Genomic DNA, 23,403 nt, shown 5'->3' on the forward strand with positions numbered 1-23,403 from the left:
TGTTCGACAAAACAGAAAAAGGGTGCTATTTGGTCAAATTAATGACGGAATAGCACCCTTTTTCTTATAAATTCACTATGATCCAATACGATGAATCGTAAACTGGCCAGTAGAGGCGTGAAGGGCACCGACTACCTGTTTGGGTTCTACTTGGTGAAGACGCTCTACGGCATAGCGGAATTCATAGAATCCACCGAGTGTTGCTTTGAAATTCGTTTCCCAGTAGTTCGTCAGAATCCATGCATAGGTGGAAGGGCGGCTATCCTCGGACTGCATCAAGTGAAGCTTTCTTGGCTGATGCTCAAGCGTGCCGAGCTGCAGCAGCGGCGTGTCTGTCATGGAAACCGCAAGCGCCTCTTGATCCTTAGCTGAGTGCCAGAACAATCCTTCCTGAACAGCGGTGTAATCCAAGCAAGAACCCGGAATCTGATCTTTCCATGGACGAACCAAGCTGCCAGCTTTCTCTACATATAACTCTGCTTCTGATCCCATAGAGAACGGAAGAGCTACATATACGTTTTCCGGGAGCCACACACTATCCTTGTGGAAACGGACGGATACCTCGACACGAGGCTGGTTAGCGAACATTTTAATATGAAGGGCATAGTAGCTGAGCCCCTTAACTTGAAATACAAGCTCCATAAGGGCGAACAGTGGGCCATTATCCAGCATTTTCACTTGAATGAGACGACCAACATCGCGCTGCACGTTAGCTCCTTTTCGGTTGCGACCCATACGGGACCGAGCAGCGTGTACATGAGAAGGATTATGTTCATCTTGTGCTGGTGTAACTTCATAAACAGGCGTGAATGGTGCGTGCTTACGGTTCTCATCCAGCAAATCAGCAGAAATGCGCTTATCCACCCATGCAGTGATGCCCTCATGTAGTTTCCACTCAATCCGCGTTGTTTCGGATTCGATGAAGTTCTCACCTACGGTGATTGGATAATCTGCAGCAGGAGGTGACCAAACGTCGTATACGCCTTCGCATGGGATCGGCTCAATATTACGAGCAGTCACTTTTTTCGCAAAAGGTGCATTCGCATCTACCTTCGAAAGTGAACGGAGATGCAGGATGCGGGATTCACCAGGTAAAAGCGTCAGTTCGGTCACGATCGAATGCGTATGGGACACCTGGTATGGAATCGGTTGACCTGTCTTTTCATCAATAAGCTCGAACTTGCCCTGCAGAATGACATTTTCCCAGCCATCTAGCGGAATAGCCACAAGCAGTGTCGCTTCTGCTGGCTCTGTATTAATGACCTCGTATCGTAATGGGCGATGAGGAGCAAGAAGTGCGCCCTGACGAGCGACAAGCGTTTTATCCATTGCACGATGAGCGAGTTTACTCGCTTCGGCTGCGTACGACTGTTTGCGGACCTCTAGCATCTGTACTTGAGGGTGCCATGGTTCATAGACGGAAGAATGATATCCCCAAGTATGCTCCGCGTACATCGTGAGTGCTTGCGATGCTGCTTCAATATCTGAAAGACTTGCTGCTTCATGGTTCGGATCGAGGCTTTTTACTTTACGCAGCGTACGCTGTGCATCACGGTAAATCTGTGTATGCATCGCTGTGGAAGCCACGCCGTCTGTCCACCAGTCTGGCCAGTCTCCCCGGTGTACTGGAAGCGCGGACAAGTCCTCTTGCTTCAGTATCCCAAAGAACTCGGAAAGTGTAGTCATTTGAATATTAATGTGCTCTCCATATTGATCATTCCACTCTGTAATCCACTCTGCAATATCTGCGTTTGGAGATGCATTGTCTGTTCCAAGGCCGGATACCATGATCGGTACGAAGTTATACGGATATTGTTCCTGTTCAAGATTCCACAAATACCGGTTAATCCGTATGGACGCAATCTCGTTATGAATGTCCTCAGGCTCCATGAGATTATGCTGAATTTCATCCTTAATCATGTATTTACCAAGCGCATTCGGACAGAAGCCCAGCTCATTACCGAACATATAATGTTCACCATTCCAGACGAGCAGCTTGCCGCCGTCCGGAGCTTCCCACCAGAATGGCGTCTGCTTCCGGCCAAGCGGGTACATTCCGTGATGTGTGTGAATGCAAGAGAACAGATTTTCAATATTGTTCTGCAGTAAGCTGGAAGCATAACCCCAGCTATAACCGTTGATGTCTGCTGTCATCGCGCTGTCGATTTGGTGTCCAAAGGAACCTGCATACTGCTGGGCTTTAGCATGATTTCGAAGAAGTAGATCAAAATCAGCGAGCTCAGTCATGTTCAAGTAAGTACCGGATAGTTCAATATCGCCACGAAGGATAGCTTGCTGAAAAGCTTCTTTTTCCTCAGGAGTAGCTTCTTCAAGAAATTTCTCTACAGCCCAGAAGGTCTCGCATGTCCAGCGGAAGGATTTCCACTCTGGCCGTGCTCCGCTGTGAGCAGTTTCAGAAATCTTCAGTGCTTGGCGAATAAAATCGACGTGATACTGTTCAATTCTTTCCTGACGCTCTGTATAACCGATATCCGTATGCGAGTGATGAATAACATAGATCGTCCAAGGACGGACGGGTTTAGGTTCAGCATGAATGGATGTGCTCATAAATAGGTAACCTCCTATGGATTAAAGCGGATGAATGTTAAATCGTATTTTCGAACAGTCGATGAATTCCTTGAAATACAGCGTCCATTCCATCTTGGAACTGAAGGATTGGAATAGAAAATCTTTCACCGAGCGCCTCCTGCGCATCTGTCTCCCAGAGAGAGAAACTACTCGAAATTTGTCCTCCAAGCACGATGCGATGTGGATGGAAGGAGGCAACGTAAGGCAGGAGCATTTCTCCAAGCCTGTATCCATATTCATGGAACAAGTCCCCAGCCTCTGTGTCTCCGTTACGAGCTGCATGCGCCAGATCGGCTACATCAGAATCAATGGACAGAATTCCACGTTCCGAGGCTAGCTTCAGAATCCCTCTTCTTCCAAAATAGTCGTCTACAATTCCTTCACGGTAAGGTTCAGCAAACAGCATTCCATTTGACGGTACACCGTTCCTGCCCTGAACGATCTGCCCATTCTCTATAAAAGCTGAGCCGAGTCCAGTACCGAGCGTAAGACAAACAAGTCTTTCTAAAGGAAAGCGAATACTGACACCCAAACCAAACAGAAGGGCGTCATTCCCGAAGCGAATATCGGCAGATGCTAGCGCATCCGGGGTTCGCCCCGGAGATGTCTGCTTCCGTCTCATGAATTCTTCGCGTAGTAGATCACAAACAGATAACTGATATAGCGCGTCATATTTACCAACACCCTGAAGAAGTGCGATCCCATTCGTATAGTCGAATGGACCAGGGAAAGCGAACCCGATTCGAATGGTATCGTTTCTGAATACAGGTCCATAAGTGGATGTATAGAAATTCAGCAATTCGAGACATGCGCCAGCAAATCTGGATATGATGCTGTGCGCAGATCCTTGAGATTCGGCAGGCCTGGCAAGGAATGAATTTGGCACGACTTGCCCATTAATTAAGAGAACTCCCTTTACAACTGTTCCTCCGGCATCCAGTGCCAGCGTAATCACACGAGACACACTGGATTCAAGCTCTTGCTCTTTACCGGAACACATCGGAGGTCTCCTTAGTTGATGTCCACGAATGTGGAAGAAGTGGCTCTTTCCAATCCGGATTTACTCTAGCAGTGATAAGGGTGCACTCAGAACCGGATAGATTCTCTAAGCGGTATTTTCCTACGCTTGCTGGTATGATGTAAGCTTCAGCATATCCCCACTCGACCGCAGCCGCTTCATTCTCTATTGGGACGAGCCGGACACGTTCACCCTCGACTAGATTGAACATGACAAATTCTCCGTTTGTGTCCCCTTGCCATGTATCTTGAAGAGAAAGTCTGCTGACTTGGAACAGAAGATCGTCACGCTGTCCGAGCAGCTCCTCTGTGTTATTGCCTTGGCTGCTGACAATTCGAGGGCGAGCAATCAGTCCTTGTTCAACGACTGAAGTATCCATAGCGTCGTTAATATTATGTTTTGCATGCTCGGCGTTCAAAGGACGAGGTTTGCCGTCCCGATCGAGACGTAAATAATCATAGATTTTAAAGGTAAACCACCAAGTGGTTGAGGAAATCTCCAGAACCAAATTGTCTCTACCTGAGCAGTGAACTGTTCCAGGAGGAATGAGGTAGAGATCCCCGATCTCAGACTCGTATTCATTCACATAGGAAGGGAGCACAAGTGGTGTTTCATCACGATGCGAGTGTTCAACCGCTTCAAGTAGATCTGCACCCGTAACTCCTTCTTTTAGTCCTAGATACACTTTCGCTCCTGGTGTATTTTTCATAATGTAATAGGATTCCTGTTGTGTCATATGCTCATTAAATTGTGATTCTACATACTCCTGTTTCGGATGAACCTGCAGTGACAATTCTCCGCCTTCCATCGTATCCAGATAGTCAAAACGGATAGGGAAATAATCGCCGAACAGTTCCACATTGCGCTGTCCCATAATGTCATATGGTGCCGCCTCCATCAGCAGGGTGAAAGGAATCTCGATAATGGAGTTCTGTACTTGGAGAAGAAGTGTATTCTCAGGAGCGATCGGTTCAAAGCTCCATGCACAGTTAGGCCATTCTTTTGGCAGATCAACTAACTTGTTCAAATATTGCCCACCCCAGATGCCGGGTGCAAAGAAGGGCTTCACACGGAATGGCTGCTGAGCGGCCCTATACAGAACATCTTTTAAAGCTGCTGCAGGCAACCAGACTGGATTTTCAGAGTTATTTAAATCCATATAATAAGCTTCTTGATGGATGTGATCCGTATAATATGCCAACCATTCGCGGCGGTATGACTCCCATACAGGCCACTCAAGAAAATAACAGTTCTTGTAGGTTTCAACCTTGTCTGTGGATTCCCCGAAACCGAAGCTGCCCATACGCTGGGCATGTCGCAGTTGCTGATTTTCTCGAGAGTAGTCTGCGAAGAAATAGAGATCAGCTGCTCTGCTCGCTAACATAGCAGCTCCGGGACCGCACAGAACGTAAATACCTCTCTTGGTGCCCGTTTCAAGGGCTTTTTTCTCCAAAGATGCTTTAGCATCAATCTGGAAATATTGAATTGGACGCACATCGTGGCCTTTATAACCGAATGCGCGATTATCTGTCAGGTATGGGGCCATTTCTGCCCGAAGTTCAGATTCAGGTTTCACATAATCCGATGTGAAGTCACAGGAGAAAGGAATACCTTCCTTCTCACAAATTTGTTCAAGCGGAACCAGTAAAGCAAGAAAGTCGGCTCCGTGGGTGCCATCGAGTGTGATCCAAAGCGGGCGATTGTCCTCTATCTCTTGGTAAGTAGAGATCACAAATGAGCACCAAGAATCCACACTATTATTCATGAAGTTAGGTCTATCTTGGAAGTCCAATTGGTTGATTGGACGTGATTGAAAGGTTGATAAAGTTGTCATAACAAGTCCTCCCCTCCTAAGCTAAGCTTACGCTCTTATTGTAGAAGGAGGTGGGAGGAACGTCTTTATAAAAAGAGGAAGTGTTTTTGTACAAAAAGGACATGGATGTTGTTATTGGGGATTTGAATCGAAGCGACCTTCCGTAAACTGTGAACGCCTGAATCTGGCAGGGGTTACACCGAGCTTTGCTGTAAACACGCGGGTGAAATAGTGTACGGATTCAAAACCGCATAAGCTGGCGATCTCTTTAATCTGCCTGTCTGTGGTCAGAAGCATGTCCTTGGCTTTTTGCACACGTTGTTCCTGCACATAGTGTACAAAAGACTGATGCCGATGTTTACTGAACAGTCTTGTCAGATGACGGGAAGTGATATGGAGGTGACTTGCGACCCTCTGCAGTGGAAGGGGCTCACTCAAATTATCCGTAATAAATAGCTCAGCCTGATGAACGATGGTTGCTCCTTCTTTGCTCATCTCTGTATCTCTAGTTTTCATGGAGAGATTGGGTCCATGAGCTACGAGAATGGAGAGGATTAGAGATAGGGCCGTACTTTCCAAGGCCAGAAGTGGAGAACTCTTGCCTTGGTTGAATAAGGACAGAAGAGAATTCCATAATAGTCCTGTTGGCTGGAAGGCGGTTTCTTGCAGTACGGGAGTTCCCTTGTTCGCGAGTAATCCGAACGATTGCTGGTATAGTTCGCTGCATGCCGATTCTTCAGGCTCAAAGGCTACATAGCACAGCGAAAGACCCTCGTCACTTTTGATCTGGTGCAAAATCCCTGGTCTTGAGAGGAATAGTGTACCAGGAGACAGGTCATATTGGTTATTCTCTTCAAGATAAGAGCCATGTCCCGCCAAGACGTAACACGCTTCGAAAAATGAATGTTTGTGTTCTGTATTATTAAAATGCTGAGGCATGAATCCCCAATAATGGATACGCAGGGCAAGATCGGGCTGCTTGATATGATTCAATGCATGATTCATCTCTGCGTTAGCTCGTTTAAATAGAGAGATGAGGGATGTTTTATCTGTGATCATAGAAGGATAATCCTCCTCCAGTGAGGTAGTCTATTGTAAGGCTGATCATGAAGAACTTTGTATCTAGAGTGTAATCTATATACTATCAATGTAAAAGCAAACTTGTTTATATACGAGTGCAACATCTGTAGACCTCTACACGTTAATAGACATGAAGTGATCTTACTACTTCCTATGACAACCTAGAAAGGATGATGAACATGAAGAAGCATCTTAAGAAACAGGCAGCAGCACTTCTAGTTACGGCTATGGCTGTATCCGGTGGCGCGTCAGCGTTTGCAGCTCCTAGCGCAGATGTAAAGCAAGACAGAGACCCCCAGCAAGCGGAGATGATTTCAGCTATTACCAACTACTCTTTAACAATCAATGGTAAGGCTGCAAAAAACAACGGGTACATGAATCAACAAACGAAGGAAATCATGCTTCCGTTGCGTGAAATTGCTAAAGCATTGGGTTATGAAATCAAGTGGAATAATGAGGATCGTTCTGCAGAGTTAACGAAAGCGAACACTCCGATCTGGAGCCTCGTGCAAACCGATAAAGACGAGTATAATGAGAATAAAATGCTTGTGAAACTCGGAACGGCTCCGGCAAATATCTTGGGTACGCTTTATGTACCTGCGAAATACTTTAGTGATGTGCTTCATCATGGTGTAGTCGTTGAAGGTGCAACAGTTGCCGTTACCTCCGAAGCTTCGGAAGCAGAGGATGTGAAGACGATAAAAGCAAACGGAGTTATTACGGCTGTTCATAATGATGAGAACCGCAAATCCGTTCATATTAATGGAGCGGGACCTGATGGAATCCTCTTGAATGTGGATGAGAACACGGTCATTCTAAATGCAGCTGGTGAGAAGATTGAGCTTAAGGATTTGTCCCTCGGTCTTGATGTCGAAGTTGTACATAGCATGGCTATGACGATGAGTCTGCCAGGTCAAACCTACGCTTCGGAGATTAAAGTGAAGAAAGATTCCGATGTGAAAGATTTGATCGGAACTTCAGGCTTAGTTACATCGAATGAGGATGGTTCAAAAATTACAGTTAAAGGCTTTGGTATGACCGAAGCTTCACCAGCAGAAGTTGTACTGAACGTATCTTCTGAGACCGTTGTTGTGGATCAGGATGGTGAAGAGGTGAAGGCAAGCGAACTGAAGAAGGACGACAAGGTCCTTGCTTTCTTCAGCCCTATGCTGACAAAGAGTCTGCCTCCAATTGGCAATGCGGTTAAAGTTGTTGTCATGAAGTAATAGTTAGTTAGGACAAGTCAGAAGCCTGACCGAAATCGGTCAGGCTTTTTATGTTTTCTAACAAGAAACAGATTGTTTACTTTCTCAACTGAACTAAAGGAATATTATGGAATATAGGCGAATACTGTACATCATTATTAACGTACAGGGGGAAAGCGAATGAAGCGGAGCTGGATAAATTCGCCGTATGCTTTTTCGTTAGGAATGTTTGCAATGATGGTTCCCAGTCAGGCATTTAGTTCATTTTACAGTTATTTTTATGTGGATAAACTAGGGCTCGGCATTGGACTGGCTACACTGGCAAGAACGATCTTCCTCATCTGGGATGCAGTTAACAATCCTCTGTTCGGGTACTGGTCAGATCGGACGAAGACGCGCTACGGGCGCCGCAGGCCGTGGGTATTCGGAGCGATTCCACTGTTTATGATCACATTTGTCATTATATTTTCGCCGCCAGAAGGGTTATCGGAAAACGGACTATTTCTATGGTTTTTGGTAGCACTCATTCTATATGAGGCTGTAGCAACCGTATTATGGGTGAATTACGGCGCTTTATTCCCAGAGTTATTCCGTGGTGATCGTATTCGTGCCAAAGCATCGGCAATCCAGCAAGGGTATCAGGTTGTGGCTTTGCTTATCGGCACAGCACTGACGCCCATTTTATTCAGAGTGATGGGCTTTTCCAACATGTCTATCCTGTATGCACTGATCTTTGGTGTCTTTATGTTTCTCTGTATGATGAATGTGAAAGAGAAACAAGAGGTGACCGAAAGCGAGCCGTTCAAGCTGGTCGATGCATTTCGTGAGACACTGAAGAACAAGAAGTTCTGGGTGTTTAATATATCGAATTCGTTTGCTCAGACGGTGAATGGATTGATCAGCTCGATCATACCTTTTTACGCCAAATATGTTCTCAATATTTCCGAAGCTCAGGTGTCGATTCTGCTCGCATCCGTATTTGTCTCCGTTATTCCACTTGTGTTTGTCTGGTATTGGATTATTCGTAATATGGATGGGGTCAAAGCATGGCGTCTTTCACTTGCAGTGTATGGATTATCTGTCATTCCTCTTTGGTTCGGTTATGATCTGGCAAGTGGTGTAGTTGCAGGGGTTGCGGTGGGATTCGGCTTGGCCGGCTTCTTGGTAACTCCAGCGATGGTAAGCGGCAATATCATTGATGAGGATGCAGAGCGAACGGGGCAGCGGAGGGAAGGTATTTACACGGCGGTCAGCGGTTTTATTACCCGTTCCAGCGGTTTGATCTCAGCTCTTGCTTTCTTTGTGGTCGGGATTATTTTTGGATATGAGAGCGGTGATAATCCGGGATCTGATCCTGAGTCGACGTTTCGGTATTTGATCAGTGTTATCCCGCTGTGCCTGCTGTTGCTCTCGTTTCTGATCTCTTTTGTTACGAAAATTGAATTTAACAACAAGACAGGGGGCAGCATCGACCATGGTCAAAAGACTAATTATAAATTGTGATGATTTCGGCCAGAGTGCGCCCATGAATAAAGCTATAATGCATATCTTGGAGGAAGGAAAGGCTTCATCTGCGACAATTATGGCTCCGGCCCCCGGATTTGAGGAAGCGGCAGTCTGGAGCGCAAGACGGAAACAGCCGAATGTCGGTCTGCATTTAACGATGACAAGTGAATTTGAGGCTTTGCGGTGGAGCAGCTTAACGGGTCATCCTTCACTTCATGATGAACTTGGATTCCAACATCGCACAGTAAGGGAGTTTGAGCAGAGATCTGAAACGAAAGCCGTGCTAAAGGAAATCGATGCGCAGTACACTCTTGTAACCAAGGCTGGAATAAAGATCAGTCATGTCGATAACCACATGGGCAGTTTGTATGGTATGGAGACAGGACGCAGTTTTCTTCCTCAGACGTTTTGGAGAACATCACGGTGGGGATTGCCTTCAAGGTTTTTCCGTTACATCTACAAAGAGGATCCACTCCTAAGTTCATTATCGGGTGTTGAGCGTCCGGTAGCTCTTGCATCTTCACTTGCGGATACATTTGGTGTGCCTATTCCTGACTACTTGCTGTCGCATCCCTTTACTCTACTTGAGGGAGAAACCTATGAAACCTTTAAACAGAGTATACTGGATAAACTCTATAAGCTTCCGGATGGTGTGAGCGAAACCTACTTTCATCCCGGAGCCGATGATCCATGGATGATGGAGCATATCCCGAATTACATCAAGCGGGTCTGGGAATATCAGTTGCTGTTTGATGATGACTTCGCTTATGCTGTCCGCGATGCAGGTGTTATTTTGACTGATTACCGATATGTGGAGGAGCATTTGAAGCGTTCGAGGGTACGGTCGGCGTTTAGACTCTTCAAGACGCTTTTAAAGTCTAAGAATGCATAGCTTACCTTTGGTCGACTTGTAGTATTGCTTCTGTTAACGGACACGGGTTCCGCTATTTCTCCTAAAAGACCGTTTTTCATAAGTTAGCGGACACAGAAGCCGCTATTGGATCAGAAAAAGCAGCAAAATGAACAAATTCGCCCTAATAACGAATCTCCTGTCCGGCTTATGTCGCGTACATGGCTAAATATCGACAATAGTGGAATGTCTGTCCGTTATCATCTTTCTGTCTTTTCTTTCACGGACATAGAACATTGTTGTAGCCCACTAACCTGAGCGCAACTTGTAAGCGTGGATCTGCGTCTTAAGGAAGGTGGAGGTGTTACACATGTTTAAAACGGCAAGATTTTGGCTATCTTTGCTTTCACTGATCGTCATTATATTGAACCTGACCGGGCAAGATGACAAGAATCTATTGCTTTTCTTTACAAGTCCCTTAGGAATGATTGCATTAGAATATTTCGGGAATGACGTGTCTCAAGAGGTTAATTACTTGCTGCATATCGGGTTCTGGTTCGCTATTGGTTGGCTTATAGACTTGCTGATCTCTCGCTTGAGAAGAAACGTCTAGGGTGCAGAATGCTGCTATTATTTATTCGATAAACTTGATATAAGACTGAAAGATCTGTCCATATGATGAAAATGGACAGATCTTTTTTTATGTCAATTCATCCGCCAGAGAACATAACCGGATTTACATAAATTTTACATGCCATTAATACCCACATGATTATGTCGAATTATGATAAAGATGTCAGACAGCGTGTGACACGCTTACGACAGACTTCAAGAAATATCGTCTTCAAGTGATCGATTTGGGTTACGAATCAATACCAAACTGATGGATCACATATCCGGAGATACGTGTTTTTTGGAAGCATGAATCCCCGCGAACTTGAATAAGCTATTTTAACTTCATATCGCTAGGGGTGGAGACGATGAGATAACCCGAGTAGTAACTACTTTGCTTTTTAGGAGGTGGTAGCTCTTAGGGTGGGCTCATTTAATGTCTCTATTTTTTTATGCATTTTACATGATCTGAAAGGGGCTAGCGAAATTTAATGAAGAAGAAAACGTGGTTGTTAACATTACTGACTATATTTATGGTCATCTCCTCTGCATGTGGAAGCAGCGGTAGCAAGAGTGCCGGAGGCGAGGTTTCCTTGGATGATGTTGAGGCGGCATCGATGGATATGAAGAACGATACCACTCCGGTCAAAATCCAGTACTGGCATTCACATGCAGAAGCCCAGCTTGAGGGCCTCAACTATATGATCGCAGAATTCCAGAAGAAATACCCGCACATCACGGTTGAGCCGGTATTCCAGGGCGGTTATGGTGATCTTCACAAGAAGCTGTCGGCAGCAGTAGCTGCGAATGATGTTCCTGCTGTAACGAATGTGGAGGTAGCCTCTCTTGCGAACTTCGCGGATAGCGGCGTTTTTGCAGATCTCGGACCATGGATCAAACGTGATGAAGTGAAGATGGACGATTTTGCACAAGGGATGCTGAAGGCTTATGCCTTTGACGGGAAACAGTATGGCTTTCCGCTCATCGTAAGTACCAGTGTGTTCATCTACAACAAGACGCTGCTGGACAAGCTCGGTGCAGAGCCCCCTGCGACATGGGATGAGATAGATGCCTTTAATGCGAAGGTTACGGAAAAACAAGGTGACAAAACAACGCGTTATGCTTTCTCCGTACCTGGCTGGGATACGTGGTACTATGACCCTTGGAATATTAACGGCGGTGGACAGATCCTGAATGAGGATCAAACAGCATCCGCGGTTGAGAATGAAGAATCTCTCCGTTACATCCAGAACTTCTACAAATGGCAGCAAGAGGGTAGTATGCACATGGGATTCGGTAAAGGTGCATCGGACACCATGCGTCAAATGTTCCTGAGTGGTGAAATCGCTATGGTACAGCATACTTCCGCTATGCTGAAAATGTATCGTGAGAATGCGGATTTCGAAGTCGGCGTATCCTTCATTCCAGGAGATAAAGTTCGTACCTCCAACATTGGTGGAGCAGGGATTGTCATGATGGATGGTGCCAAGGATGCGGAGAAGGAAGCCGCTTGGAAATTCATCGAGTTCATGACCTCAGCAGAACAAAATATTAAATGGGCTGAATCTGTTGGCTACTTGCCTACCAGAAAATCGGCAATCGAATCTGAGGAAGGTAATCAATACTTCGAAAGATGGCCGCAGTACAGAGCGGTATATGAGCACTTTGATGAAGTGACACCACGAATGCAGCATCCAGCTTACCCTGAGTTCAGTGAAGTATACAAAGAAGTCGTAGGCGAAATGGTACTAAATCAAAAAGATCCTGCCCCACTCATGCAGGATGCAGCCAAGAAAATCAACGACATTCTTGCGGATTATGAGTGATGCCTATGGAGATTAATAAACAAGTGACAAAGGCGGCGTCCAATCGGACGACCGCTTCAGTCTCTAAACGGATGTCTCATTCACTCAAAGAGAAGTGGAAGGACTTTTCATTTGCGGTACCGGCGCTCTTGTTCATGGGGGTGTTCTTATATTATCCATTGGCGTATTCCATCTATATCAGCTTTACGAACTGGAATATGACACGTCCGGTGAAAAAGTTCGTTGGTGTTGATAACTATACCCGTCTGTTGACGAATGCAGATTTCTATCAATCCTTGAAGGTCACATTCTTATATACGTTCATGGATGTCGTATTTACGCTTGTGATCGGGCTGCTGCTTGCGCTCTTGCTCAATGTCTCTGCTTCAAGATTGTTTGGCTTTATGCGCGGTGTCATCTTCATGCCGTATTATGTCTCTATGGTTGTGGCGGCTATGGTATTCACATGGATTTACAATGGACAATATGGACTTCTTAACGGAATCATCTCCTGGTTCGGGATGGATCCGGTCGATTGGTTGACGAATCCGTCTACCGCTTTGCCGGCACTTGTTGCTGTATCGGTATGGAAGGGCGTAGGCTTCGCGATGATTCTATTTATCGCAGGGATGCGAGGGATTCCGGCAGAATATTACGAAGCTGCATCTATCGATGGAGCCAGCAAATTCAGACAGTTCCGTAATATTACGCTGCCTCTGTTATCGCCCATGACGTTGTTCCTTGTCATTACAAGCTTTATATCATCCATGCAGGTGTTTCAATCGATCGACATCATGACTAATGGTGGTCCGCTAAAGGCAACCAATGCAATCGTGTATTGGATTTATACGATGGCTTTCTCGGAATTTAAGACAGGCAGAGCGTCTGCACTTGTCATGATTCTATTCATCATTATTTTGCTGTTAACATTACTTCAATGGGTAATCAGCAAGAAGAAGGTGCACTATGAGGGATAATGTAATGGCAGGAACGGTAAAGGAACGCAAACAGTTCATGATGATGCTTCGTATTGCGGCAGCGGTTATAGTGACACTGCTTATGTTCTTCCCGGTGTATTGGCTGTTAATTAGTGCGCTGAAGACCCAATCCGAGATGCGGATGGCTGTTCCAACCTTCTGGCCGGAGCGTTTTGCATGGGAGAATTTTGCCGAGGCGTTTCGGGTTATCCCTTATGCGCGCTTCTTCGGCAATACGCTGCTGATGGCTGTTGGAACGATCATCTTGCAGCTTAACGTGGCGCTGATGGCTGCCTATGCTTTTGCTAAGGGAAGGTTCTGGGGAAGAGATGTCTTGTTTCTTCTTGTTCTGGCAGCGCTGATTGTACCCGAGCAGGTTATTTTCGTTCCTGTATATGTCATGATGTCGAAGCTGGATTGGCTGAACACCTTCTGGGCACTCATCGTTCCGCATGGCGCTTCCGCCTACGCGATATTCCTGCTAAGACAGGCGTTCAAGTCAATTAACAATGATGTGCTGGAAGCGGCGCGTGTAGACGGAGCTGGGCGATTCTCCATTCTATACAAATTGCTCTTCCCAATGGCGAGGCCAACCATTGTTACGATGGGGGTTCTGATCTTCATATCCTCATGGAACTCGTACTTCTGGCCGCTCATTATGACGAATGACAATGATATGCGTGTATTGACGGTTGGAATCGCCATGCTGCGCGACTCTATTGCAGGCAATGAGGCTATGTTCTTCAATGTTATTATGGCATCCAGTGTAATGGCGATTATTCCAATTGTGCTTGTGTTTACGCTGATGCAGAAACATATCGTAGCCGCAATGGCCAACTCAACATTTAAATAATTCATGAGTATGATGAAGAATCCGAAGGGTCTGTCCTGGCTATTTAGAAGCTGACAGATCCTTCAAATTTTTTTATCACGGTTTTTTATATTGTAAAAATTTTCATATACGCATTGACCCGCGGACAATTGTCCGTTAGAATATTAAACGCACTGCCGGACAATTGTCCGTATACAGAAATAAGGGAGGAAAACGTACTTGGATATGGGAGTGGGGCCGAGTTCGGCCAAGATTGATGTAAGTAAATTGAAGAGAGGGCCGATTGTAGCTGCACTGATTATTGGCGCATTCGTTTCCATCTTGAATGAGACACTGTTGAATATCGCTTTCCCTAGCTTGATGGAGCAGTTTGGCATTGGGGAATCGACGGTTCAATGGCTGTCAACAGCTTATATGCTGGTTGTCGGTATTTTGGTTCCGATAACAGCGCTTCTTCAACTGTGGTTTACAACAAGACAGATGTTTATTGGCGCAATGACACTATTTCTGGTAGGTACGATTATATGCGGATTCTCACCAGCATTTGGGGTGCTACTGTCTGGTCGTATCTTACAAGCTTTCGGAACAGGCCTCATGCTGCCGGTTCTGATGAATACAATCCTTAGGATCTACCCGCCGCAAAATCGGGGTGCTGCCATGGGGATGATCGGGCTTGTTATTATGACAGCTCCTGCGATCGGTCCTACACTTTCGGGTCTGATTGTGGATTCGATGGGATGGCGCTGGTTATTCTATCTCGTTATTCCGTTAGCAGCGTTCTCTATCGTGTTTGCCGCTATATTTTTGAAAAATGTGTCGGAACTGACCAAACCGAAGGTTGATTTCATTTCAATCATTCTATCGACGATTGGTTTCGGCGGTATCGTATATGGTTTCAGTAGTGCAGGAGAGGGTACTTGGTCTGATCCAAAGGTTGTTTGGTGCATTACCGCGGGAGCCATTAGTTTATTGCTATTCGTATGGCGCCAATTACGCATGAAGGAACCAATGCTGGATCTGCGTACCTTTAAATACCCGATGTTCGCACTCGTTACAGTACTTATGCTTGTGTTAATGATGAGCATGTTCTCGACGATGATCATGCTGCCTTTGTTCCTGCAAAATGCACTTGGCTTAACCGCGCTAGCGGCTGGTCTTGTGATGATGCCTGGCGGTATTATCAACGGTCTGATGGCGCCCATTACAGGTAAGTTGTTTGATAAATTCGGACCTAGAGTATTAATCATACCTGGGCTTGTTATTTTGTGTATCTCGATCTTTCTGTTCTCCCGTGTTGAAGCTTCATGGACGGGTGGCTATGTCATTTTCCTTCATGTTATGATGATGATTGGAATTTCAATGGTTATGATGCCAGCACAAACAACGGCATTAAACCAGTTGCCTCCATTAATGTATCCGCACGGCACAGCGATTATGAACACCTTGCAGCAGGTAGCCGGAGCCGTTGGTATGGCTCTCTTTATTAGCATCATGTCAGCTGGAGCTAAGAATTATGTTGAAACGACGGGGGATCTAAATCCTGTAGAAAGTATGATCGCAGGTCTTCACAGTGCATTTGTAACCGGACTCGTTCTCGCGATCATTGCCTTGGTTTTGGGCTTCTTTATTAAACGTACTACGGCACCAGTGGAAGAGAGAAAAAAGTCAGCCGCTTAAAAGTACTGTGTTCAGTTAGAAAGGGATGCAAGCATGGCTAGCAGTAAAGAACATGATGAGTTAGGACTAAAAATATTAGATACAGCTCAAGCTTTATTTAATAAATACGGGGTTGAGGATGTCTCCATGCACCGAGTCGCGAAGACGGCTGGTATTGGTCAAGGCACTTTGTATCGCCGCTATCCTAACAAGAGTAAAATCTGCCTAACCCTGATGGAAGCGGAGATCGAAGAATTTATGGAGGAGCTGGATGCTTATCTCCGTAATAGCGCTGAGGAACCGGTTGCTCTTCGGCTCCGAACCATCATATACAGAGTGATTCTTCATATTAATGAATATCTGGAATGGCTTCGTATTATTTTAACAGGGGGGCGGCTGGAAGATACAAAGAATACGATAAATGAAAATCCGCCCTTCACTTATATGCGAACACAAATACAAAGTCTTCTGGAGGATGCTGCGGAGCGAGGGGACCTAAAGCCGATTGATCCGGTATTCACGTCCATTTTGCTGACTTCACTTCCGAGGGCAGATGTCATTTTGCTATTACGCGATGCGGGATATAGTGCAGAGCAAATTGCCGAGCAGTATTGCCGAAGTTTTGTGGATACGCTGTTTGTAGATTCATAGGAATAGGATGAAGACCCGGATCCGTTTCATCGGAACGGGTCTTTATTATTTTTAACGTTACCAGAAGTCTTCGTGTACCCGTTCATAGGGTAAACTAAAGAATGGGGAGTTGCCCATGATGACAACAAGACTAGAAAAGTAGGTGTTTGTTTTGAAAATAATGACGCTAAACACACATGCATGGCAGGAAGAGCATCAGATGGACAAAATAAAGCAGCTGGCGGATTTTATAAATGAGCAAGACTTTCATGTGATCGCTCTCCAAGAGGTCAACCAGTCTATGGCCGGGGATTTGGTTCCTGAGTCAGAACTTTCTCACTATTACAGCTCGGAGGAGGTTGTCATTAGACATGATAACTATGCTTATCTCCTGCAGAAAGAGCTAAATCAAGCCTATTACTGGACTTGGGTTCCGGTGCATGTTGGCTTTGCGAAATACGATGAGGGACTAGCCATTTTGTCCAAAACACCGATAACAGATGTGATCAGTGAATACGTTTCGCAAATTAGAGATTATGATAACTATCGCACACGAAAAATACTGGGCATTCAAACATCAACAGAAGGCAAGGACATCTGGTTTGTTAACGGGCATTACGGATGGTGGAATGATGAAGAGCCTTTCCGAGGCCAGTGGGATCAGACCGAACGGATACTTACAGTACATAAACAGGGGCCGATGTTTATTATGGGTGATTTCAACAATGTGGCTGAAATTCGTGACGAAGGCTATGACTATGTCATAAGCAAGGGGTGGCATGATCTATATGTCTCTGCAGAAGTTAGAGATGAGGGGGCAACCGTCGTCAAAGCGATTGCGGGTTGGGAAAATAACAAAAAACCTTTGCGAATCGATTACATTTTCTCCAGTAAGCCGGTGCAAGTCACATCTTCAACCGTTATGATGAACGGAGTAAATGGAGCTGTGGTTTCAGATCATTTTGGAGTGGCGGCTGAATTCCATTTATAAACCATAGTCTGAATAGAGACTTGTGCAGTTATAGTTAAAAGACCTGTCCCATGATTTAGTGGGACAGGTCTTTTATTGGGTTTACATGGCTGCACGTACCTTCTCGAATAACACGTTATTCTCCAGATGAATATGTTCGAAGGTATCTTTCTCAAGCAGTGCCAGCCGCTGATATACTAACCGGTAAGTGCCGCAAGCATCGGCTGGCGGTTCAAAGTCATGAGTGATTTCGCGCAGTTCTTTAAGCAGATCGCCAGCGCTTTCATGTTCGTTCTCCAGCTCCAAAACATGTGGTTCGAGTGCTTTTGCAGCTTCGGAAGTGGGATCATTTACGAAATTGATAATCCGAGGGAACACAACCTGATCTTCATCCTCGGTATGATCCAGCAGTTCTCTTTTCAGACTAGTGTAAATCTCTTGCACACGTAGAAGATGCGGATGCTTCTCTCCATGCACACGGGCTAGCTTCGTGATATATGGGGTTAGTTGTGGGAGTTCGTCTCGTAAATAAGCGTGGTGTTTCTGCTGGATATGGGTAATCAGTTCTTTTTCACTGCGCTCTGTGGCAGGTTGGTTTTCCGCATAACCCTTCTGCTTCTGTTCTATGTTTAATACCTCTGAGAGAACTTGCATCGGGTCAAGATTAAGGTTTCTAGAAGCCTGTTCGAGCTCGACTTTCCCAACACAACAAAAATCAATTCGAAGCTTTCGGAATAGATCTGCTGTTTGAGGAACGGCGGTAACAATATCGGAAACAAGGCTATGGAGTGTAATTTGACTCATGGATGGTACCTCCTTTTTGTATAGCTATATATTGAGAGTAAATAGTGACTGTCAGGGGTTAAAAGCTGTTCTATAAGGTTAAGTATAGAGAGCACAGGAGATAGCACATGTGATTGCAATCACTTGAAAAATGGGTAAATCATGACGGCAGGATAAGAGCATGTATGATGCTGAATACCCGGTGTCTTTTTTCTGTATATATACTTTTTACAGGAGAGGGCAATGCTTGAATGAGGTTGAAATATGGGCTTGTAAAAATCTAAATTGGATTACCCAAAATGTTTGTCAGAATTAAAGGAATCTTGTAAGCGGAACCGAATGATTAAAGTACCAGATATGATAACTGGAATCCGAAAGGTAATGGTGATGAAGATCATGGACGTAAATTATCGGGTTGAAAAAGATTTCCTCGGTGAGAGACAGCTTCCTGCTCAAGCTTATTACGGAATTAATACAGTCAGAGCAGTCGAGAACTTTCCGATCAGTGGGGTTCCTATACATGGAGAATTAATCTCCGCACTTGCAGAAGTGAAGAAAGCTGCGGCACTTGCAAATATGCAGCTAGGCTTGCTTCCGAAAGGAATTGGCAAAGCGATTGTTGAAGCATCACAAGAGATTATAGAGGGGCAGTTTCGATCTGAATTTATTGTGGACTCGATCCAGGGTGGAGCGGGGACTTCTATTAATATGAATATGAACGAGGTGCTGGCAAACCGAGCACTGGAGTTAATGGGTAAAGGGAAGGCAGACTATTTCTACTGTAATCCTAACAACCATGTGAATATGTCTCAATCCACGAATGACGCTATCCCAACGGCGATCCGTATTGCAGCCTACCGTTTGACGCAGGATCTGCTGGCTGTATTTCGGACGCTGGTGAATGGTATCAACGAGAAGGCGAAAGAGTTTGACCATGTGATCAAAATGGGCCGAACTCACCTTCAAGATGCTGTGCCTATCCGATTAGGTCAGGAATTCAGCGCTTACGCGAAAGTGCTTAGCAGGGATATTGGGCGCATTGAACGGGCCGCACAAGGATTACTGAAAATTAACATGGGGGCAACGGCTGTAGGAACGGGTCTCAATGCACCACTGGAATATATGGAGAGCGTTGTAAACCTGCTGAAAGAACAGACTCAAATAGATTTGGTGCAGGCGGAAGATCTAGTTGACGCCACGCAGAATACGGATGCATATATGGAGTTGTCTGCGGCATTGAAAGTGTGCGCTGTTAATATCTCCAAGATGTGTAACGACATTCGCTTGATGGCTTCGGGACCGAAGGCGGGCTTTAACGAACTGCTCGTGCCGGCAAGACAACCGGGTTCATCCATTATGCCAGGCAAAGTGAACCCGGTTATGGCGGAAGTGATGAACCAGATTTCCTTCCAGGTGATCGGGAACGACCATACCATTTCTTTAGCTTGTGAAGCAGGACAGTTTGAATTGAACGTTATGGTACCTGTAGCTGCGAACAACCTGATGCATTCGATCAAGATTTTGAAGAATGGTATGGAGGTATTTCATAAGAACTTGATCGCAGATCTGCAGGCTAATATCGATAGATGTAAGCATTATGTGGATACTAGTTTCGGTATTATTACCGCACTGAACCCGCATCTCGGATACGATGTAGCTTCCCGGCTTGTGAAGGAAGCGCAGCAGACTGGCCAGAATGTGAAAGAGATTATTCTGGAAAAGGGTCTGCTGACCGAGGAGCAGATTCAAGTGATTCTGGATCCGTATCATATGACTTCGCCTGGAATAGCCGGCGAGGAATTTTTACTCAATCAATAAACGTTTACGAATAAGGAGCTGACCCGATGATAAGACTTTGGGTCAGCTCCTTATTGTTTTATTTAGAAAGTTTGAATGTGCTTTTGATTCCGTTAACATCTTCAGACATATCCATATACTGCTCCTCCAGCTTCTTATCCGAAGAACTATACTGGACATCTGTTGGCGTATTCATAGTGTACACCTTACCGTCAGATCTACCGACCTCTTCGATACGAATCGCTGACATGAGTTCCTCGCCCTCTTGCGCCCACTTCTCTTCTGTAAACACACTTACCGTAAACACAATACCGCCAATACCAGCTTTGTTATTCGCTTCATTGGCGAAATGAATGACATGATCCTCATCCATTACGGTATAACGATCTTTCCAGTCAGCAGGCAGCTCCAAGCTGAAACCGTATTTCTTATTTTCATACACGATAGGTGTCTGTTCGTCTTCTACAGGCTTATTGTTTGGTTTATCAGGCGTGGTAACAGGTTCGTTAGCTGGCATCAAGCCAGGCACATTCTCACTTGTGTTGCCGCAAGCGGTTGTTAGAAGAAGCAATGTGCATATGATATACCAAGTAAGGTTTCTTCTCTTTAACATATTTTTTTATCAGCTCCTTTGCTATTAAGACGGAAAATTAGAGTGTGAAGTTACGGTGAAAGTAAAATATAAATTCGATTAAGTATTTATGCTTTTAATTTTTAAACACATAAAATTTAGAAAAACTGGTTCGATAATCTAAGGGGGTGTTTAGTAGGTTAGAGGGTGTTTTTTGCATATTTACGAATACAAGCTGATAGGAGGTTTCTGGATGATGGGAATGAAGGAACGCCGACATCTTGTTGTAATTGGTAATGGAATGGCGGGAATTAACACGGTGGAGCAGATATTAAAGCTTTCACCTAATATTTACAGGATCACCGTATTTGGAAGCGAACCGTACCCGAACTACAATCGTATTCAATTGTCATACGTATTGGAGAAGAGTAAAGCGGTTGAGGATATCATTCTGAATGACTGGGACTGGTACACAGAGAATGGAATCGAGCTGCACACAGGGACGACAGTAACACATGTAGATACCGAGCAGAAGATAATAACAGCTGATAATGGTATGCAAGTACCCTATGACACGCTTATCATTGCAACCGGTTCCAAGCCATTTATGCTACCGGTTCCGGGGGCAGATAAAGAAGGGATTGCCGCATTCCGAGATATTGCCGATTGTGAGAATATGCTGCATGCAGCCGATCTTTACCGAAAGGCTGCGGTCATTGGCGGGGGGTTGCTCGGGCTAGAAGCAGCTAAAGGGTTGCTTAAACTCGGCATGGATGTAACAGTGGTTCACCTGTTTGAAGAGATCATGGAGCGGCAGCTGGATCACACAGCATCGCTTATGCTTCAGGCAGAGCTGGAGAGCCAAGGCCTGAAGTTTGCTACTGGCAAGCAGACTGAAGAATTCTTGGGAGATGAGCGGGTTAGCGGTATTCGCTTCACGGATGGAACGGTACTGGATACCGAATTCGTTGTTATGGCAGTGGGCATTCGGCCGAACATTGAGATCGCTAAAGAAAGTGGTTTGGCGGTGAACCGAGGCATTCTCGTAGACGATTATATGCGTACCTCAGCCCCAGACGTATATGCAGTTGGTGAGTGTAATGAACATCGGGGCATCTCTTATGGACTTGTAGCTCCGCTCTTTGAACAGGGCGCCGTGCTCGCAAAGCATCTATGTCGTGTCGAGACGAAGCCGTATGAAGGATCCGTTGTATCCACACAGCTGAAGATATCAGGCGTAGACGTATTCTCTGCAGGAGAATTTATGGATGCTGAAGGTCTGTCCGTGGTGCGTATGCATGATGACTGGCGTCGTGTATACAAAAAAGTACTGCTGCGTGGTGGTAGAATTGTCGGCGGTGTTCTCGTTGGGGATGGTAAAGAATCGTCTAGACTTCAACAGTGGATCCGGACCGGAACGGTCATGACTGAAGCTATTCATGACGCTATTGTAGGGCAAACATCGGTGGAAACGGGAAATACGGTTGCTGAACTTGCGGATGAGGAAATTGTGTGTGGTTGTAACGGCGTAACGAAGAAACATATCGTGGATGCAATTAACGAAAAAGGCCTGACAACTGTAGATGAGATCAAAGCTACTACCGGAGCATCCCGTTCTTGTGGAGGTTGCCGTCCAGTTGTAGAACAGGTTCTTCAATATGTGCTTGGGGATAAATACGATTCGGCAGCTGCCAAACAGGAAGCGATATGCACCTGTACCAAGCTGAGCAGGGACGAAGTCGTGACAGCGATTAAAGAAAAAGGACTTATCACTTCTAAAGAAGTAAGATATGCGCTTGAATGGGACAATCCGGAAGGATGCTCCAAGTGCCGACCTGCACTGAACTATTACTTAGGTATGATCTGGCCAACCGAGCATGTGGATGAGAAAGACTCCCGTTTTGTAAATGAACGGATGCACGCGAATATTCAGAAAGATGGAACCTTTGGCGTTGTTCCTCGGATGTATGGCGGGGTAACGACACCGGAAGATCTTAGACTTATTGCAGACATTGCGGTGAAATACAACGTTAAATTAGTCAAGGTCACAGGTGGTCAGCGACTTGATCTACTTGGTGTCAGCAAGGAAGACCTGCCTAAGATTTGGCAGGATCTTGGGATGCCATCCGGTTATGCATATGCGAAAGCATTGCGGACGGTCAAGACCTGTGTAGGCTCACAGTTCTGCCGTTTTGGGACGAAAGATTCCATGGGGATGGGGATTTTGCTGGAGAAGAAGTTCGAGCGTTTAGATATGCCGGCCAAGTTCAAGCTTGCCGTGAACGGCTGTCCGCGAAACTGTGCGGAATCATCGACGAAGGATATTGGGATTGTCGGTAATGAAGGCGCATGGGAGATCTACGTAGGCGGTAACGGGGGGATTAAGGCCAGACTAGCGGAGCTTTTATGCAAGGTGAGGACCGATGAAGAACTGCTGGAGATTGTGGCTGCGTTTATGCAGTACTACCGTGAGAATGGCAAATATTTAGAGCGGACATCGGACTGGATCGAACGGGTGGGGCTTACGTCTGTTATGGACGCGGTTGTTAATGATCTCGATAATCGCCGTGAACTGGCTGTGCGAATGGAGATTGCGTTAAGCCAAGTGAAGGAGCCATGGAGTGAGATTTTGAATAATTCGAATTTGCGGGAGCGGATGTTTGAGGATATCAGTGTCTCAACAGGCGAGAATAAGAACTGAAAAGGGGT

General features: G+C 45.5%; 18 protein-coding genes. 12 read left to right on the forward strand and 6 right to left on the reverse strand.

Features of this window, described 5'->3' with window-relative positions; genetic code table 11:
• Window positions 1-75: 75 nt before the first annotated feature.
• From ACFQV5_RS15680 to ACFQV5_RS15695, 4 genes are all read right to left on the reverse strand, one after another.
• The gene (locus ACFQV5_RS15680; protein WP_379248299.1) at window positions 76-2,568 is read right to left on the reverse strand and encodes a glycoside hydrolase family 38 N-terminal domain-containing protein; all 2,493 of its coding nucleotides are present in this window, start codon (window positions 2,566-2,568) and stop codon (window positions 76-78) included.
• Between the two features lie 37 nt (window positions 2,569-2,605).
• Complete coding sequence (locus tag ACFQV5_RS15685; RefSeq protein WP_379248300.1) at window positions 2,606-3,589, reverse strand: ROK family protein; 984 nt, start codon at window positions 3,587-3,589, stop codon at window positions 2,606-2,608.
• Window positions 3,576-5,441: a class I mannose-6-phosphate isomerase gene (locus ACFQV5_RS15690; RefSeq protein ID WP_379248301.1), complete on the reverse strand. Its 1,866-nt coding sequence runs from the start codon at window positions 5,439-5,441 to the stop codon at window positions 3,576-3,578. The genes ACFQV5_RS15685 and ACFQV5_RS15690 overlap by 14 nt, the downstream gene beginning before the upstream one ends.
• A gap of 111 nt (window positions 5,442-5,552) precedes the next feature.
• Complete coding sequence (locus tag ACFQV5_RS15695; RefSeq protein WP_379248302.1) at window positions 5,553-6,479, reverse strand: helix-turn-helix domain-containing protein; 927 nt, start codon at window positions 6,477-6,479, stop codon at window positions 5,553-5,555.
• 200 nt (window positions 6,480-6,679) lie between these two features.
• Between ACFQV5_RS15695 and ACFQV5_RS15700 the strand changes: the two genes are divergently transcribed.
• The 10 genes from ACFQV5_RS15700 (at window position 6,680) to ACFQV5_RS15745 (ending at window position 17,564) form a co-directional block, all read left to right on the forward strand.
• Window positions 6,680-7,726: a copper amine oxidase N-terminal domain-containing protein gene (locus tag ACFQV5_RS15700; RefSeq protein WP_379248303.1), complete on the forward strand. Its 1,047-nt coding sequence runs from the start codon at window positions 6,680-6,682 to the stop codon at window positions 7,724-7,726.
• 159 nt (window positions 7,727-7,885) lie between these two features.
• The gene (locus tag ACFQV5_RS15705) at window positions 7,886-9,208 is read left to right on the forward strand and encodes an MFS transporter (protein ID WP_379248304.1); all 1,323 of its coding nucleotides are present in this window, start codon (window positions 7,886-7,888) and stop codon (window positions 9,206-9,208) included.
• On the forward strand, window positions 9,180-10,103 hold the full coding sequence (locus tag ACFQV5_RS15710; protein WP_379248305.1) for a polysaccharide deacetylase family protein: 924 nt from the start codon (window positions 9,180-9,182) through the stop codon (window positions 10,101-10,103). Before ACFQV5_RS15705 ends, ACFQV5_RS15710 begins: the two co-directional genes overlap by 29 nt.
• 328 nt (window positions 10,104-10,431) lie before the next feature.
• Window positions 10,432-10,674, forward strand: a complete 243-nt coding sequence (locus ACFQV5_RS15715; RefSeq protein WP_379248306.1) for a hypothetical protein — start codon at window positions 10,432-10,434, stop codon at window positions 10,672-10,674.
• 490 nt (window positions 10,675-11,164) lie between these two features.
• Window positions 11,165-12,499, forward strand: coding sequence for an ABC transporter substrate-binding protein (locus tag ACFQV5_RS15720; protein WP_379248307.1), 1,335 nt, complete (start codon window positions 11,165-11,167; stop codon window positions 12,497-12,499).
• A gap of 5 nt (window positions 12,500-12,504) precedes the next feature.
• Entirely contained in the window at window positions 12,505-13,455 is a 951-nt protein-coding gene (locus ACFQV5_RS15725; protein ID WP_379248308.1) for a carbohydrate ABC transporter permease, read from the forward strand.
• A complete protein-coding gene (locus ACFQV5_RS15730; protein WP_379248309.1) occupies window positions 13,445-14,308 on the forward strand; it encodes a carbohydrate ABC transporter permease in 864 nt (287 codons plus the stop codon). Before ACFQV5_RS15725 ends, ACFQV5_RS15730 begins: the two co-directional genes overlap by 11 nt.
• A gap of 204 nt (window positions 14,309-14,512) precedes the next feature.
• Window positions 14,513-15,964, forward strand: coding sequence for an MDR family MFS transporter (locus tag ACFQV5_RS15735; RefSeq protein WP_379248621.1), 1,452 nt, complete (start codon window positions 14,513-14,515; stop codon window positions 15,962-15,964).
• A 33-nt stretch (window positions 15,965-15,997) separates the two neighbouring features.
• Window positions 15,998-16,594, forward strand: coding sequence for a TetR/AcrR family transcriptional regulator (locus tag ACFQV5_RS15740; RefSeq protein WP_379248310.1), 597 nt, complete (start codon window positions 15,998-16,000; stop codon window positions 16,592-16,594).
• Window positions 16,595-16,745: 151 nt separating this feature from the next.
• On the forward strand, window positions 16,746-17,564 hold the full coding sequence (locus tag ACFQV5_RS15745) for an endonuclease/exonuclease/phosphatase family protein (protein WP_379248311.1): 819 nt from the start codon (window positions 16,746-16,748) through the stop codon (window positions 17,562-17,564).
• Between the two features lie 81 nt (window positions 17,565-17,645).
• Here the strand turns inward: ACFQV5_RS15745 and ric are convergent, their stop codons facing one another.
• Window positions 17,646-18,347: an iron-sulfur cluster repair di-iron protein gene (ric, locus tag ACFQV5_RS15750; RefSeq protein ID WP_379248312.1), complete on the reverse strand. Its 702-nt coding sequence runs from the start codon at window positions 18,345-18,347 to the stop codon at window positions 17,646-17,648.
• A gap of 366 nt (window positions 18,348-18,713) precedes the next feature.
• Between ric and ACFQV5_RS15755 the strand changes: the two genes are divergently transcribed.
• Window positions 18,714-20,144 carry an aspartate ammonia-lyase gene (locus ACFQV5_RS15755; protein WP_379248622.1) on the forward strand — a complete coding sequence of 477 codons (1,431 nt, stop codon included), beginning with the start codon at window positions 18,714-18,716 and terminating at the stop codon, window positions 20,142-20,144.
• Between the two features lie 58 nt (window positions 20,145-20,202).
• Here the strand turns inward: ACFQV5_RS15755 and ACFQV5_RS15760 are convergent, their stop codons facing one another.
• Entirely contained in the window at window positions 20,203-20,736 is a 534-nt protein-coding gene (locus ACFQV5_RS15760; RefSeq protein ID WP_379248313.1) for a hypothetical protein, read from the reverse strand.
• 220 nt (window positions 20,737-20,956) lie between these two features.
• Between ACFQV5_RS15760 and nirB the strand changes: the two genes are divergently transcribed.
• Window positions 20,957-23,395, forward strand: a complete 2,439-nt coding sequence (gene nirB / locus ACFQV5_RS15765; protein WP_379248623.1) for a nitrite reductase large subunit NirB — start codon at window positions 20,957-20,959, stop codon at window positions 23,393-23,395.
• Window positions 23,396-23,403: the final 8 nt, after the last annotated feature.

The sequence above is a fragment of the Paenibacillus sp. GCM10028914 genome (assembly GCF_042666275.1).
Classification (GTDB): Bacteria; Bacillota; Bacilli; order Paenibacillales; family Paenibacillaceae; genus Paenibacillus_AQ.

Bases quoted from the DNA above. Each gene is read 5' to 3' on its own strand.
- ACFQV5_RS15680 (WP_379248299.1), bottom strand. From the start codon at position 2,568: ATGAGCACATCCATTCATGCTGAACCTAAACCCGTCCGTCCTTGGACG.
- ACFQV5_RS15685 (WP_379248300.1), bottom strand. From the start codon at position 3,589: ATGTGTTCCGGTAAAGAGCAAGAGCTTGAATCCAGTGTGTCTCGTGTG.
- ACFQV5_RS15690 (WP_379248301.1), bottom strand. From the start codon at position 5,441: ATGACAACTTTATCAACCTTTCAATCACGTCCAATCAACCAATTGGAC.
- ACFQV5_RS15695 (WP_379248302.1), bottom strand. From the start codon at position 6,479: ATGATCACAGATAAAACATCCCTCATCTCTCTATTTAAACGAGCTAAC.
- ACFQV5_RS15700 (WP_379248303.1), top strand. From the start codon at position 6,680: ATGAAGAAGCATCTTAAGAAACAGGCAGCAGCACTTCTAGTTACGGCT.
- ACFQV5_RS15705 (WP_379248304.1), top strand. From the start codon at position 7,886: ATGAAGCGGAGCTGGATAAATTCGCCGTATGCTTTTTCGTTAGGAATG.
- ACFQV5_RS15710 (WP_379248305.1), top strand. From the start codon at position 9,180: ATGGTCAAAAGACTAATTATAAATTGTGATGATTTCGGCCAGAGTGCG.
- ACFQV5_RS15715 (WP_379248306.1), top strand. From the start codon at position 10,432: ATGTTTAAAACGGCAAGATTTTGGCTATCTTTGCTTTCACTGATCGTC.
- ACFQV5_RS15720 (WP_379248307.1), top strand. From the start codon at position 11,165: ATGAAGAAGAAAACGTGGTTGTTAACATTACTGACTATATTTATGGTC.
- ACFQV5_RS15725 (WP_379248308.1), top strand. From the start codon at position 12,505: ATGGAGATTAATAAACAAGTGACAAAGGCGGCGTCCAATCGGACGACC.
- ACFQV5_RS15730 (WP_379248309.1), top strand. From the start codon at position 13,445: ATGAGGGATAATGTAATGGCAGGAACGGTAAAGGAACGCAAACAGTTC.
- ACFQV5_RS15735 (WP_379248621.1), top strand. From the start codon at position 14,513: ATGGGAGTGGGGCCGAGTTCGGCCAAGATTGATGTAAGTAAATTGAAG.
- ACFQV5_RS15740 (WP_379248310.1), top strand. From the start codon at position 15,998: ATGGCTAGCAGTAAAGAACATGATGAGTTAGGACTAAAAATATTAGAT.
- ric (WP_379248312.1), bottom strand. From the start codon at position 18,347: ATGAGTCAAATTACACTCCATAGCCTTGTTTCCGATATTGTTACCGCC.
- ACFQV5_RS15755 (WP_379248622.1), top strand. From the start codon at position 18,714: ATGAAGATCATGGACGTAAATTATCGGGTTGAAAAAGATTTCCTCGGT.
- ACFQV5_RS15760 (WP_379248313.1), bottom strand. From the start codon at position 20,736: ATGTTAAAGAGAAGAAACCTTACTTGGTATATCATATGCACATTGCTT.
- nirB (WP_379248623.1), top strand. From the start codon at position 20,957: ATGAAGGAACGCCGACATCTTGTTGTAATTGGTAATGGAATGGCGGGA.